This window comes from Streptomyces sp. NPDC127084 (assembly GCF_042724175.1).
In the GTDB taxonomy this organism is placed as follows: Bacteria; Actinomycetota; Actinomycetes; order Streptomycetales; family Streptomycetaceae; genus Streptomyces.
The window spans coordinates 28,802-42,981 of sequence record NZ_JBHXFA010000052.1; the positions used below are offsets into that span (position 1 = coordinate 28,802).

A 14,180-nucleotide genomic window follows, 5' to 3' on the forward strand; every position below is an offset into this window, starting at 1 on the left:
CTGGGTGCTGCCTGGGAGTGCGGCGGTATGGGGGGGCCGGAGTTGGCGGGGTTGGAAGCGGTACGGGTCAGTGGCGCGGGTCGCGGAGCCTGCCGGTGCGCTCGCGGTCGAGCCGGAGCTCGGTGCGCAGCAGCCGGGTGAGCGGACCGATCAGCCGGTGGGTCAACTCGTCGATCTGAGCGCCGGTCAGTGCTCGGGCGTCGAAGTCGGCGGGCTTGCCCGGGGACGGGGTGTCGCCGTCCGTGCCCTTGGGGGTACGGGGCGGTGGTCCGGCCGCACGCCGCTGCAACGCTGGTGGTGGTGAGGGCGGGGTCGGTGGCGGAGGCGGCATGGGTGGTGCCGTCGCGGACCGCTGCACCGCGGGTGGGAACGGCGGTGTAGCGGCCCGGCTCGTGGCCGGTGTGCGCTGAACCGGCGGCGGGGCGACGGTGACCGGCGGCGGGACGGACCCGGAGGGGGGCAGCACCGGGTGGCCGGGGGTTGGCCGCACCGGGCCGAAGGACTGCGGACGGCCCGTGCCGGGTGCGATGCCGGCGGGGCTGTCGAGCACGGTTGCCGGGCGGTGGGTTGTGGCCGTGTCAGGACGCTGCACGGGACCGGTCGTCGCGGCACGCTGCACCGTCGGGGGAAGCTCGTCGCCCCGACCGTCCCTGCGTACCGCGGGGTACGGTCCGGGGCCGCCGGGCGCGGGGGCCGGAACCGGCAGCGGGTGGCGCTGGACCGCGGCAGGGGTGCCGCCGTGCGGCGAAGGCACCTTGGCAACGGTCAGCGGCACGGCGGCCGTTGAGCCGAGCGCGGCCGGTCCCGGCTCGTCGCGGTTGCGGCTGTTCCCCTCGGCCCTCGCGGGCCTGGGGAGGCCCCAACCGCCCGGTCGTACGGGGGTGGACACGACCGGGGGCTGTGTGGCGACGGACCGCTGCACGTCCGGAGCGCCGAGACCGGGCCGAGGCCCCGGTGTGGTGCCAGGACCGGACGCGGGTACGGGGCCGCCCCCGGGTGCTGACCGCTGGCGGGCGGGGTCGGTCGCTGGGCCGACCGGGGCGGAAAGTCGCTGCACGGGACGCCCGGAAGCCGCAGATCGCGGCGGACTCAGGTCAGTCCGGGCGCTGTTGACGACAGCGCCGCCCGCGGGCGTGGCCACGGCGCCTCCGTCGCGAGGCACCGTACCGCCGGGTTCAACCGGGCTGTGCGGGGCTCCTCCGGCCGCCGAGCGTCGCTGTACGGCGGGGGTGGTGGCGATGGACGGGCCGCCTTCAGGCGGGGCTGAGGCCGTGGCCCGGCCCGAGGCCGTCTTCGTCACCGGAGCCTGACGTGTCGGGGAAGTCGCGGGTGGTGTCGCGTGGCGCTGGACAGCCGGTGTCGTGGGGTTCGGATTCCCGGTGCCTGGACCGTTGCCGGTGCCTGGACCGTTGCCGGTGCCTGGACCGTTGCCGGTGCCTGGACCGTTGGCGGTGCCTGGACCGTTGCCGGGCCGCGTCGCCCCCGGCACGGCGGGAGCGCCCGTGCCGGATCCGGGCGCCGGAAGCGCACCGTCACGCGGCCCGCCCGAACGCAGGGACCGCGCCACGGGTGTGGCAGCCGCCCGGGGCCCGACGGGCGCAGTCCCGGCGTGCCCGGTCCCTGGCTGCGGCGCGGGCGAGTCCGCCACCGGTCGTGCGGGCGCCGGTTGCGCGGCTGGGGGCCTCGAGGCCACGGCACGCTGCACGGCCGGACCGGCACCGCCGCCCGGGGTGTCGGATGGCGTTGCGGACCCGGTGTTCGGCGTTCCCGGTGCACGGCCGGGCGCAGCCGGCTGTTGCCGCCGTACGGACTGCTGTGCCGAGGGAAGACGCCGCATTCGTACGGCGGCCGACGGCGGCTCGGGACGGCGGGTGGCAGCGGCGTCCGACGGCAGGGTGAGTGCGCGGGCCGGGGTCAGCTCCCGGCCGGGCCGCGGCATGGAAGCCTGCTGCCTCGCGGCCGGTTCGTTACGGCGCTGCACGGGGGCGGGAGCCGCGACCTGCCTGGTCATGTCGGCGGCTGCTCCAGGGGGAGCCTCCGACTGAGCGGACCGGGCGGGCGGGCGGCTGTCCGCATGGGCCACGGGTATCGGGTCGGCTGCGGACGGCCCCGGGGATGCCGGGCGGGCGGGGGAGGGCCCGTCCGCCCGGCGGTCGGTGGAGCGCTGAACATCACTGGCAGGAGCCGATGTTCGCGGCGGGGCTGCCTGCTCAGGGCCGGGTGCCGCCGGCCGGGCGGGCTGCCCCGCGCTGCGCGGGGTCGCGGTACGGCCGATGAGCGGGGTCGCGTCGGGAGGCGCTGCGGACACGGGTGCCCCCAGCGATGACCTGCGCTGAACGGGCCTACCAGGCGCGTTGCCCGGCCCGGAGGCAGGCCGGCGCGACAACGCCGGCGGCTCGGCGGGCGATGCCCCGGGCGCGGCGGAACCCCGGGCATCGGCAGGACCGGTGGGGCCACCGGATGACGCAGACCGCCGCACCGACGGCCCACCCCCGGCGGGCACCTCACTCCCGCTCCTGGACGCGCCGGGTACAGGCGCCCCCAGTGTCGGCCTCCGCTGAATCGGCCCGCCTGGCGCGGCACCCGACGCCGAAGGCTTCGCGGGTCCGGTCGCCCGAACCGGGGAGGCGGGAGGCACGCTGTCCGAAGCCGGTGCCCCCGGCAGCGCGGAAGCGGAGCGCGTTGCCTCGCCGGAGCTCGCGCTCGAACCGTCCGAGACGCCCGTGTGGGACCGCGGCACAGCCGCGGACACGCCCGGAGCAGGACCAGAACCGGCCACCGGCGGTACCGCAGCGGAACGCGCTGCATCACCGGCACCCGCGCCCGAACCGTCCGAAACACTCGTACCGGACGCCGTACCCGCACTGGACCGCTGCACAGCCGCAGGCGCACCCGAAGCAGCGGAACCAGACACCGGCGCCGCAGCCGCAGCCGCAGCCGCAGCCGGATCGGCTCCCAGAGTCGGTACCCCGGGAGCCGAAGCCCGCTGGACCGGCGCCGGTTCGGCGGCCGTACCCGCAGGGCGGGTGGACGTCGGCCGGAGCGCCGGAAGCTGCCTCCGCTGCACTTCCCGCGCGCGGGTCAGTGCGGCCGGGCGCGGAGCGGGAGCGGTCACGGGAGTCACTGCGACCCCGGCCGGCCGAACTGGCACCACAGGTGCCTCAGAAACCTGCGACGCCGCCTCCGCCGCCGCTGGGAGAGCAGCGCGCTGCACCGATGGAGCACCGGCTCCCTCACCCGCTGTCCCGCGAGGCACGGCGACCGGCAGCTCCAGCGCGGGTCCCGACGCAGACGGGGACGGGGACGGCGAGGAAGCAGTGGTCAGCACGCCGTGCACCCGTCCGCCCGGCGCCTCGTCGAGGACCGCATGGGACAGCGGCTCGGCGAAGGCGGGGCTGCGCCAGGTCGTCAGCCGACTGCCGAATCCACCGTCGGAGACCGGAGCCTTGGCGCCCCCGGTCACCCGCTGGATCGGCGGCAGCGCGGCCCACCCGGCGGACCGGGTCACGGCGCCGGGTGCGGGTTCACCGCCAGGCGCCGAGTGGTCCACGGGCGCCGCGGCCGAGTCAGTACCGGCCGTCGCCTGGTCCGCCTGAGTGTGCTGGGCCCGGCCCCTGCGGAACCGGCTGAGGAATCCCATGCCGTCACCCCTGCGCCGACGCGCGCGTGACAAGTCCCGCGATCTGCTCGGCGTAGCGGCGGCGGTCGTGGTGTTCGAGGTCCAGGATGTCCTCCAGGTTCCAGTGGAAGTGGTAGGCGATGTACGCGATCTCCTCGTGCACTCGGTCGGTCGCGTACGTCACGATTCCCCCAGGCGGCTCCCGCCGAGTTCGACCTCGAACGGCTGCTCGCAGTGAGGGCAGGTGACCCCTGCCCGGGTGTGTCCCTCGGCGTTGATCTGCCGGTAGAAGTCCTGGAGGAACGCCAGGTCGGAGGCGAACATGTTCTCCACCACCCCGTCGTGCACCAGCGGCAGCGTGCCGAGCCGGGTGATCACCCGGCCGAGCAGCACCACCGACAGATACGCCGGATTCTCCTGGACCCGCATGTCCCGCAGCGGCACCAGTTCGTCCCGGGCCGTGGCGAGCCGCATGACGCCGTCGCGGTGGACGGTGCCGGACTCGTCCACGTATCCGCGCGGCAGCTCGAACGGGAACTCCGTGCGCAGCCGCTGAGCGGTGGTCGCGACGGGTTCCGGGGCGGACTCGGCAGCAGCGGCCCCCGGCGGCGGACTGTCCGTGAGCGTACCCGTGCCGACGCCGGGAGCCGTGCGCCGCATTATTCGATGACCAGTTCTTCGAAGGTGATGGTCACGGTCTCGGTGAGCGCGGACGCCTCGCCGGCCTTCACGGTGCTGGTGTCGATCTTGCTGCACCAGGCGTTGCGCATGTTGTATCGCTTGACCGGGTTGTTCTGGTAGTCCATCACCATGATGGTGGCGTTCTTGCGCGCCGTGGACATCGCGCCGTTCACCGACTCGTTGATCCACTGGTTGAAGGCCGCGGACTGCGTCATACCGCGGACGACGGTGCAGGTGCCCGCCTTCTTCACACCAGGCATCTTCTTGGTCACCGGCTTGCCCTGGGCGGAGACCTGCTGGTACTCGATGACGTCCTGTTCGAGGCTGAGGCCGCTGACCTCCGCGAGGTACTCGACCATCACACCGTCGATCTGGAGGCCGAAATTATGTGAGGTGAGGGCGTCACCCGGCTGAAGACTCATCTATCCCTGTCCTTGTGTGGTTGCTGACTGGCTGCGCAGTGCGGAGGCTGCGAGGGGCGGGACTACTCCTCCAGCTCCCCGTTGCCGCTGGTGAACTGGGCGAGGCGGAACACCACGAACTCAGCCGGCTTGACCGGTGCGATGCCGATCTCGCAGATCACCCGGCCCAGGTCGACGGACTCCGGCGGGTTGGTCTCCTCGTCGCACTTGACGTAGTACGCCTCTTCGGGCCGGGCGCCGAAGAGCGCGCCGCTGCGCCACTCGTTGACCAGGAACGCCGAGATGTTGCGGCGGATCCGCGCCCACAGCGCGTGGTCGTTCGGCTCGAACACCACCCACTGGGTGCCGATCAGGATCGACTCCTCCAGGTAGTTGAAGTAGCGGCGCACGTTCAGGTAGCGCCAGGCCGGGTCGGAGGAGAGGGTACGGGCGCCCCAGACGCGGATGCCGCGGCCCGGGAAGGCGCGGATGCAGTTGATGCCCAAGGGGTTGAGGAGGTCCTGCTCACCGCGGGTGATCTGCATCTCCAGGTCCACGACGCCGCGCATGACCTCGTTGGCGGGCGCCTTGTGCACACCTCGCTCGGAGTCGTTGCGGGCCCAGACACCGGCGATGTGACCGCTCGGCGGCATCATGCGGGCCTGGCCGCTGGCCGGGTCGAAGGTCTTGATCCAGGGGTAGTAGAGGGCGGCGTACTTGGAGTCGTAGCCGGCGGTCTCCTGGCGCCAGACCTGGACCTGGCGGGCGTTGAGGCCCGGCGGGGGGTCGATGACGGCGACCCGGTCGCCCATCAGCTCGCAGTGGGCGATCAGACCGAGCTGGACGGCCTTGACGCCCTCCAGGTCGATCGCGCCGCGCTGGTAGGCAGCCATCAGGTCGGGCACGGCGACCATCGAGACCTCGTCGACGGCCTCCAGGCCACCGAAGCCCGTGCGGTCGGCGGAGTCACCGAGGTACTCGGCGGGGCCGGGGTGCGACACCCGCGCCACCTCCGCCGAAGGCGCACCGCCCGAAGGGGCCGGAGCCGGGGCCGCGGCGGGCAGAGCCACGGTCTGGTTCTCGGGGCGGGCGAGCTGTGCGGCGGGTGCCGCCTCCTCCAGGACGATGAGCTTGGAGCGCTCCTTGACCTGTGTGACGACGTAGTTGCGGCCGCTCTTCTTGGCGCTGACGTTGAACGTCTCGGCGACCTCGTCGCCGTCCTTGACGATCAGCCTGAACCGGTCCGCCGCGCCTTCGCCCTCCGGGTCGGCGACCTCGACACTCAGGGAGCCGGGTGCCACGGCGGTGACGGTGAAGGTACCGAGCTGCCGGGGCTCTCCCGGGGGCAGCGCCGCCGGGGTGCCGGAACCGCCGACGGCGGAACGCGCGGCCGAACCGTGTGCGGACGAGCCCGCCACGGCGGACGCGGAGTCCTCGGCCGCGCCTCCGGGCGCGCCGCCGACGCGGACGACATAGGCGGCCGTACCGCCGTTGTTGAAGAAGCCGTAGACGCTGTGCGCCAGGTAGTAGCCGTCGGTGAAGTCACCGAAGGCGGCGACGTACTGGGTCCAGTTGGTGACCAGGGTCGGCTGGTTAAGCGGACCGTTGGGGGCCAGCCCCACGAAGGCCGCCACCGACGTCCCCACCCCCTCGATGGGGCGGGAGCCACTGGCCACCTCCTCGACGTATACGCCGGGCGACAGGTAGGACGGCATGCTCTTCTCCTCGGGTACGAGACACGACAGCGTTCACTCTCCGCAGCGAAGTGCCCTGCCGGAACGGTCGCCCGTACCTGTTCGGGGGCACCACCGTTGCCCCGATGGGCAGTTCGCGAAACCCGGTGCCCCATCGGGTTCACACGGCTGCCCCCGCGGCTGCCCTCAAGGCCCTGCCGGCAGCCGCCCGCGAGCGGATATCGCTGGGATGTCGTCCGGTGAGGGAGCGGCGTGCGAGGACGGGAGCAGAGGACCGGCGGCCGGACCGATGACCGGGACAAGGCCCGTGGACGGGCGTCATCGAGTACGTCCGCAAGCGGCTGCCGGCGCTCCAGCGGGCGGCGGCCGAGATCGGCTGCGGGCCAGCTTCACGCCCGCCGCCCGACCATGCTGGGCATGCAGGGGATCGTGGGTGCCGCTGGTGGTCGTCGCGGTCTTTTTCAGCCCCAGTCAATCCCGATCACCCGGCCCGTGGCCGCCGGCGACACGGTCTCGGCGGCGACGGCGAACGAGGCGTACCAGTGGCCGAGGCTGTCTTGGTAAACCCGCACCGAGGACGGCACGGACGAAAGTTCGCGGGACCACACCACCGTCAGTTCGATCCCGCCGGCCAGGTGCAGACGCCCATCCCGCAGCCTGAAGCCCCGGGTGGTGTAGTTCAGCGACGGCAGCGCCTGGCGCTTGCGCTTGATCCGGGGCATCCCGGCGCGCTGCCGCATCGGCAGCTTCGCCTCGATGTCCTTCAGCGCCTTCGCCCGGGACTTCGCAAAGTCCCGGATGATCTGCTGCTGAGGAACCGAACTGCCATCCCGCAGCCAGGCCATCGACCGGCGGGCCCCGGGTCAGCATCTTGTCCAGCTGCGCCGGACCACACGTGATCTTCTCCGTGACGGTCTTGTTCGCCGCATGGACCTTGCGGGACACCGCCACGCACTCATTCCACACCCACCGACACCGCGCCCACTCGCCTTCGAACCGGGCGAGCGCGGTGGACGACATGCGGAGCATGCGCTGCGTCCCGCGAGACCGTCAGACGCTCAGAGCCGGCCGGGCACGCCGGATACGGCCACTGCCGCAGCCACTCCCGCTTCTTCCGGGTGTTCCGGCTCTACCTGGTCACCATCGCCGAAGGCATGCCCGTCACCTGGTGCCCGGCCAACCCGAAGCTCGGCGAGCGAGAGGCGATGGCCGCGCTGCATGAGCGCGACCATCGCCTGATCCGAGGCGGGCAGGTAGTCCTCGCTGACAGCGGCTTCGCGGGCAAGGAGCCCTCCGCCGCGAGCACAGGTGCGACACCATCCGAGCCGTCGCCGGCCCGCTGTCCCGTCAGCGAACCGCGGACCTGATCCCGGAACGGCGGACCCGAACACCGAGCCCTGCCGGGACTCGACGTGTCACTCCTTGCCGTGCACGAGCTCGTCAGCTGCCGTTGTTCCCCATGTCCCTGTCGAAGGCGCTCCCGAACCGACGCATGTACGCGGTGGTGGCACCGACGCTCTGCTGAAGCTGGACGCGGGTCGCGACGTCCACCTGGGTGGCGATCCGCGTGCCCTCCGAAGGGGCACGCTGGTGCTCGGCCTGCCAGTACGCGAGCTCCATCGCGGCGATCCGTTTGTGGGCTTCCGGCGCGCGAGGGTCACTGTTGGGGATCGCGTACAACTCCGCCAGCTCGGGTCTGGTGAAGACCTCGTGGATGGTTCGGGAACCACGCTCACCGCCCACCGTCTTGATTCCATCGATGGCATCGGCAACGCGTGAACCCACCGTGTCCTCCCCCTCAAGGCCCTGCTCCTTGAGCAGGTCTCGGATGTGCTTGACGGCCCTCTGGCGCGGAGCGCCAGGCGCTACCTCATCTTTGGCCAGACCGAACAGGCTCGTGGCGGCTTTGACCTGCTTCTTGATGGCTTCCATCCGCTGCACCTGCGGCGCACCGCCGGTACGCGCCGTGTCGGCGGTGCCCCGTGCGGCCTCGCCCTGCTGTACAGCGCGGCTCACGGGTACGGGCCCGGACATCACGCGGGAGGCGTTCGCTTCGGCCTCGCGCTCGAACCGGTCGGACGGATCGCTCACCCGCAGACCGTTGCCCTGGTCCGTACCGGCCACCGGTCCTGAACGCTGCTGGATGACGTGGGTCAGCTCGTGGGCGAGAGTGTGCTTGTCTTCGCCGCCGTTTCCGATGACGACATGGCTGCCTGACGTGTAGGCACGGGCGCCCAGCTCCGCAGCGGACTGCCTCGCGGCGCTGCCGGTGTGGATGCGGACGTCGGAGAGGTCGGCATCGAGGCGTGCTTCCATCTCGCCTCGGGTGCTGTCGTCCAGGGGGCGGCCGCCCTGGCGCAGAACATCGTGCACGGTGGAGCGCTGGACCTGGGGCTGCTCCGTCTGGTGACCACAGCCGGCACCGTGCTGGTGCTGCTCCTGAGCCCAGGCGTGTCCGGCCTGGCGGAGCAACTGGACGACGGCGGCGTTTCCCGCGGCGCGCTGCACCCCGAGAAGTCCCTGGGGGGGCATACCGCTTCTGGGCGCGGTGTGGCGCTTCCGGTTCTGGATGATGCGGCCGTCTCCGGCGTGGGCGCCTGTGTCCTTGTCCGACGAGTGCATGCTGCCCTTTCTGGGGTGGCGGTCGCCCTTCTTTCTATACCGCTGTGTTGCCGGGGATCCAGGACTGCGGGGGCAGCGTGCGATGCCTGGACGGGCAGGGCGTGGCGTCGTACCAGCGACGCACCTGACGCCGCGGGCCCCGCCCCTCGAGGCTCTGGCTGCTCGTCTGGTTCGTCGTGGAGTGGCCCCTCATCCCCCTGGACTTCGCCCTGAGGGTTGTCCGGCTCATCATGCTCCTCCTCGGCAACGGCAACTCGGACGATGTCGCGGATGTGCGGGAACCTCTCAGGCGGTTCCTCTCACCGCGCGTTCTCCTGCTCCGTTTGTCGCACGACGCGTCTCGTCACGAGGCCGCCATGAATCACAGATTCGCGCGATTCGCCGAGGAAATCCGTCGCAAGAAGTTCCGTTGGCGCACGTGGGTACTGCACGAAACCGGGAACAAGGTGCACCCCGACCGACACGCGTACGGTCTTGTCCTGCACCCTCGGAGATCCGGGGTGTGCCGCTCAGCACGCTGCAACGCCTGGCATCGGCACACGGACTTGTCATCGATGTGCCGTCCGATCTCAAGAACGGTGAGGGCCTCGTCGGTATGCACCCGGTGGAGTCATGGCAAGGGGACCCACAGCCGCCGGGGCACGTGAACCTTGTGGGCACGATGACCGCCGACGGCGCCTCTTCGGGCAGTCGATCATGCCCCTGGGCCTGCGGACACGGCGCGGCCCCCGCGTTAGCGTCCGATACGTGAGCCTTTGGACTTCTCTGGAACCCGCGTCGGCGACCGTCGACCCCGGCGGCACGACGACTGTGCGGCTGCGGTTGCGCAACACCGGCGATGTCGTCGACGAGTACCGCTTCGAACCCGTCGGCGACATCGCCCCGTGGACGAGGGTGGAGCCGCAGACCCTGCGGCTCTACCCCGGCACCACGGGCACGGTGGAGCTGACGTTCGCTCCGCCCCGCACCCCCGACGCCACCGCGGGCCCCAACCCGTATGCCGTGCGGATCTCGCCCACGGAGCACCCGGAGGCTGCCACCGTCCCCGAAGGCAATCTGACGATCACCCCGTTCACGGAGGTGCGGGCCGAGATCGTGCCGCCCACCGTGAAGGGCCGTTTCCGCGGCCGGCCGAAGCTGGCGATCGACAACGTGGGCAACACCAGGCTGACCTGTTCGGTCAGCGGCAGCGACAACGGCGACGAGCTCTCGTATGAGATCCACCCGTCCAACGTCCAGATCGAGCCGGGCCATGCCGCCTTTCTGAAAGTACGGCTCAAGCCCCACGAGATCATCTGGTTCGGCTCGAAGGAGCGGCGGCCCTACACACTGGCCGTGCAGCGCTCCGGGGTCGAGCCGCTGAACGTCGAAGGCACGTATGTCCAGCGCGGCTTCCTGCCCCGCTGGCTCGCCACGTTCCTCGGCATCCTGCTGGCACTCGCCATCACCTTCCTGATGCTCTGGATCTCCTACAAGCCCCAGGTCCGCAGCGCCGCCACGGAGCAGCCCGTGGAAGCCGGTGCGGCGCTGCCCGACCCCGCCGCGTCCCCGTCGGACCCGCCGCCGGAGGAACCAGAGCAGCCCGCAGAGCCGTCCGAAGAGCCCGAGACCGACCCCGAGCCCGAAGCGCCCGAGGAGGGCGGGGGTGGGGGGTCGGACAACGAGCCGGCGCCCGAGGAACCGGAGGCAGCCGGGTCCGTGATCATCGGTGAGGGCTCGGACCGCTGTATCGATGTCACCGACGCGCAGGACGGCGGCTATCCGGACGGGACCCAGCTCCAGATCTGGAGCTGCGCCGGATCCGCCAACCAGAAGTGGGAGTTCCGGGATGACGGCACCATACGCTCGCTCGGCCTGTGCATGGATGTCGCCAACGGCTCCCGGGAGGCCGGGGCCGCCATCCAGTTGGCCCGGTGCAGCGGCAACCCGGCGCAGACGTTCGTGCTGAGCCAGGCCGGTGACCTGGTGAATCCGCAGGCGGACATGTGCGTGGACGCGTTCGACCAGGGCACCGTGGACGGGACGAAGCTCGTGCTGTGGACGTGCAACGGGCAGTCGAACCAGAAGTGGCGTGTCGAGTAGGCGAGTCGGCGGGTAACCGGGCGGCCGGGTAGTCGGCCCGGCCACGGGCTGCCGGGCGAGAGGCGCTACCAGCTGCCCTCGCCCGGCACCAGGCGTCCTGCTTTGCGGTATTCGCGGCGGGCGCCTTCCAGCAGGTCAGCGGTGGTGACCTGCTCACCGCGCCCGGCCGCCGCATAGGCGGCGGTGACGACGGCACTGCGGATCGATCCACCGGCGAGTTCGAAGCCCTTGGCGCACGGCACGGCGTCGATGTCATCGGCGCAGGGCACCCGGGCCAGGCTGTGGCGCCACAGGGCCAGCCGCTGCTCCGTGTCGGGGAACGGGAAGTCGATCACCAGGTCCAGGCGCCGGGTGAACGCCTCGTCCACGTTGGCCCGCAGGTTGGTGGTCAGCAGCGCGATCCCGTCGAAGGACTCCAGCCGCTGGAGGAGGTAGGCGCTCTCCATGTTGGCGTAGCGGTCGTGCGAGTCCTTCACCTCGGAGCGCTTGCCGAAGACGGAGTCGGCCTCGTCGAAGAGGAGTACCGCGTCGGTGCGGTCGGCCTCGGTGAAGATGCGTTCCAGGTTCTTCTCGGTCTCGCCGACGTACTTGTCGACCACCGACGAGAGCTGCACCACATAGAGGTCAAGGCCGAGTTCGGCGGCGACGACCTCGGCGGACAGGGTCTTACCTGTGCCGGACTCCCCGGCGAACAGGCCGATCACCCCGCGCCCCCGGCCGCCTCCGGCGCTGAGCCGCCAGTCCCCGAGCACACGGTCACGGTGCCGGGCCCGCAGGGCCAGTTCCCGGAGCTGCCCGAGTGGCCCGTCCGGAAGCACGAGGTCCGTCCAGCCGACATCGGGCCGGATCCGGCGTGCGTGCCGCTCCAGACCTGATGCGGACTGGAGGCGGGCGGCAAGCCGGAGATGGGTGGCGGTCAGTGCGGTGCCGTCGAACACGGCGAGTTCGCGTGCGGCGCGTGCTGCGCGTGCGATGCGCTCACCGCCGAGCCGGTACGGGGCGACGGCGGTGACGAGGTCGCTCCCGGAGTCGGTCTCCGCGCCCAGGCCGGGATCGGCGGCAGCGCCGAGCGCGGACGCCCAGGCATCGGCGGAGTCGGCGCGGAGCCTCGGCACATCGAGGACCAGCGGGTCCTGGTCGCACCAGTGAGGGTCGTACGGGCGGGTGCCGATGAACAGCACGGTCACATCACTCGCGGTCAGGGTCCGGACCAGCGCGGCGGGATCGTCCGGCACCGGTGACACGACGAGCGCGCGGCGGCTCAGCCGCGCCTCACGGAGCAGTTCGGCGAGCGGGCCAGGCCCGGTGCCGGTACTCGTACTGCCGTCGGTTACCGGTCCGCCGCTCCCGACCGGGGTGAAGTGCAGCGCGTCGAGCCCGGCGGCGCCCAGTGCCGCGGCGGCGCAGACGAGGCCGTCGCCCTCTCGTGGTTCCCGCAGATAGACGGTGAGCGGGGCTGCGGCGAGCCGCTCGGTGAGCCTGCGGGTGAAGTCCTCGTCGTACGGGCCTGGGCAGTCCGCCAGGGGGCGCGCCCAGCCGGTGAGTGCGGCATCCGGGTTGTCGTCGCCGATGAGATGGGCGATCAGGCGGTCGGGGACGCGCAACGAGCGGCTGAGGAAGGGGCGTTCGGGTTCGTCGGTCTCGACCAGGCCGAGCGCGGACAGCGGCGCCGACGGATGGAACCGGGCCCGGCCTCCGGGCGAGTGCTGGGGAATTCCGCACAGGTCGAGGGCGAGCCCGATGGTCGCGCGGCGCCTGCCGACATCGTCGTTGAGGTAGGCGTAGAGCGGTTCGAAGCCTCGGTCGAGCTCGGGTGCGAGTGCGACCAGGAGGAGGGCCGTGTCCAGCTCGTGGAGTCCGAGCCGGGTCGCAAGGCGAGTCAGCCGGTCAACGGAGTCGGTGGCCGGGACAGGGTCCGGGGACGAGGCCGTCCCCGGCGCGGCTGCGGGGGCCATGCCCGGGTCGGGGTCGGTGGCCGAGGCGGAACTCGGGGCCGTGCCCGGGAAGAGGACCTCTGCTGTGTGGACCGGCCGGGTCGGCGGCATGGTGGTGCCGAGCATACGGCGGACCGCGTCATCGGACAGGTAGAGGCCACGCAGCGGGTCCGCGGCGGTGGGGTCGTCGGCACTACGCGTTTCGACCAGCAGGGCGACCCGCTCGCGTAGCCGGGCCAGCCGGGCGAGGAGCGCGTCGGTCATCTCGGTGGCGGGTCGGCTCATCGGGGCCGTACCTCGCCGATGACGCCACTGCCGGCGCTCTCGGTGACCTCGCTCGCCTTCGGGGCGGGACGCAGCACCCTGTGCCGCCGCTCGGGTGAGCCTTCCAGGGTCCCGTCGATACCGCGTACCCGCACACCCGCGCCCTCCGTGACCGGGGGACCGGCGTCGTACTCGGGGACCGCGGGGAAGGGCGCGGTCACCACCACGTCCAACGACGGCTTGAGTTCGCCTCCCAGCGCGGACCAGATCTCGGCCCGTGACCGCGACTCGGTCTGGATTCCAGCGACCGACAGGGGCACCGAGAGGTCCAGTGCGCCCAGCGAGCCGGGCAGTTCGGCTGGGGTGAGCAGCTCGCGGGGGATCAGCGTCGCCAGTACGGCGGCGAGCAGGCGGTGTTCGTCCTGGGGCTGCTTGGTCCAGGCCGTGACGAGGTAGGACAACCGGAACCATCGGGGCGGCTGCCGGTGCTTCAGCACCACTCCCCTGTGGTCCGTGACCGGGGTCGTACCGCGCTGCCTGCGCGCCACGTCCTCTCGGATGTCGTAGAGATAGGCGTTGACGGTCGGGGCGTTCCGCCGGGCCGCCCAGTCGCGGGTGGGCGCGTCCAGGGAGATATCGATCCCTGAGCCGGTCAGCGCGCCACCTCCGAGAATCCTCTTGAGGACCTCGTCCACCTCGTGGATCACTGTCGCGCTCCCGCCTTGTGCTGCTGTGAGGAAACCGCTGCCGCTGCCGACGGCGTGGACTCCGATTGTTTCCGGGAGTTCGTCAAGTACCTGACCACCGACACCGATGCGGTGGTGTCCTTCGCCAACGCGATCCACAACGTGCCGTTCTCAATCCCAGGCTGGGGGTGTCCCGT

General features: G+C 71.8%; 10 protein-coding genes and 2 pseudogenes. 3 read left to right on the forward strand and 9 right to left on the reverse strand.

Translation table 11 applies throughout. The annotated features are described in order from the left end of the window. Positions 1-67: 67 nt before the first annotated feature. Positions 68-889 (reverse strand): hypothetical protein, encoded by an 822-nt coding sequence (locus ACFWI9_RS14855; protein WP_387161986.1) that lies wholly within the window; start codon positions 887-889, stop codon positions 68-70. 2,428 nt (positions 890-3,317) lie between these two features. On the opposite strand from ACFWI9_RS14855, the gene ACFWI9_RS14860 reads away from it, so the two are divergent. Next, positions 3,318-3,596 carry a hypothetical protein gene (locus ACFWI9_RS14860; protein WP_387161987.1) on the forward strand — a complete coding sequence of 93 codons (279 nt, stop codon included), beginning with the start codon at positions 3,318-3,320 and terminating at the stop codon, positions 3,594-3,596. Between the two features lie 48 nt (positions 3,597-3,644). On the opposite strand, the gene ACFWI9_RS14865 is transcribed toward ACFWI9_RS14860, so the two are convergent. From ACFWI9_RS14865 to ACFWI9_RS14885, 5 genes and pseudogenes are all read right to left on the reverse strand, one after another. Further along, entirely contained in the window at positions 3,645-3,803 is a 159-nt protein-coding gene (locus ACFWI9_RS14865; RefSeq protein WP_387161988.1) for a DUF6760 family protein, read from the reverse strand. Beyond that, positions 3,800-4,279 carry a hypothetical protein gene (locus ACFWI9_RS14870; RefSeq protein ID WP_387161990.1) on the reverse strand — a complete coding sequence of 160 codons (480 nt, stop codon included), beginning with the start codon at positions 4,277-4,279 and terminating at the stop codon, positions 3,800-3,802. The genes ACFWI9_RS14865 and ACFWI9_RS14870 overlap by 4 nt, the downstream gene beginning before the upstream one ends. Then, entirely contained in the window at positions 4,279-4,722 is a 444-nt protein-coding gene (locus ACFWI9_RS14875) for a phage tail protein (protein WP_344559871.1), read from the reverse strand. Before ACFWI9_RS14875 ends, ACFWI9_RS14870 begins: the two co-directional genes overlap by 1 nt. 62 nt (positions 4,723-4,784) lie before the next feature. Further along, a complete protein-coding gene (locus tag ACFWI9_RS14880; protein ID WP_387161991.1) occupies positions 4,785-6,416 on the reverse strand; it encodes a phage tail sheath family protein in 1,632 nt (543 codons plus the stop codon). Between the two features lie 318 nt (positions 6,417-6,734). Next, positions 6,735-7,424, reverse strand: a pseudogene (locus ACFWI9_RS14885) (RNA-guided endonuclease InsQ/TnpB family protein); the annotation flags it as partial. On the opposite strand from ACFWI9_RS14885, the pseudogene ACFWI9_RS14890 reads away from it, so the two are divergent. Beyond that, a pseudogene (locus tag ACFWI9_RS14890) lies at positions 7,424-7,702 on the forward strand (IS982 family transposase); the annotation flags it as partial. The pseudogenes ACFWI9_RS14885 and ACFWI9_RS14890 overlap by 1 nt on opposite strands. A 133-nt stretch (positions 7,703-7,835) precedes the next feature. On the opposite strand, the gene ACFWI9_RS14895 reads toward ACFWI9_RS14890, so the two are convergent. Then, complete coding sequence (locus ACFWI9_RS14895) at positions 7,836-9,017, reverse strand: DUF4157 domain-containing protein (RefSeq protein ID WP_387161993.1); 1,182 nt, start codon at positions 9,015-9,017, stop codon at positions 7,836-7,838. Positions 9,018-9,764: 747 nt separating this feature from the next. Between ACFWI9_RS14895 and ACFWI9_RS14900 the strand changes: the two genes are divergently transcribed. Continuing rightward, on the forward strand, positions 9,765-11,099 hold the full coding sequence (locus ACFWI9_RS14900; protein WP_387161995.1) for a ricin-type beta-trefoil lectin domain protein: 1,335 nt from the start codon (positions 9,765-9,767) through the stop codon (positions 11,097-11,099). 65 nt (positions 11,100-11,164) lie between these two features. Here the strand turns inward: ACFWI9_RS14900 and ACFWI9_RS14905 are convergent, their stop codons facing one another. Continuing rightward, a complete protein-coding gene (locus ACFWI9_RS14905) occupies positions 11,165-13,318 on the reverse strand; it encodes an ATP-binding protein (protein WP_387161997.1) in 2,154 nt (717 codons plus the stop codon). Beyond that, positions 13,315-14,004, reverse strand: a complete 690-nt coding sequence (locus ACFWI9_RS14910; RefSeq protein WP_387161998.1) for a DUF4255 domain-containing protein — start codon at positions 14,002-14,004, stop codon at positions 13,315-13,317. The genes ACFWI9_RS14905 and ACFWI9_RS14910 overlap by 4 nt, the downstream gene beginning before the upstream one ends. Positions 14,005-14,180: the final 176 nt, after the last annotated feature.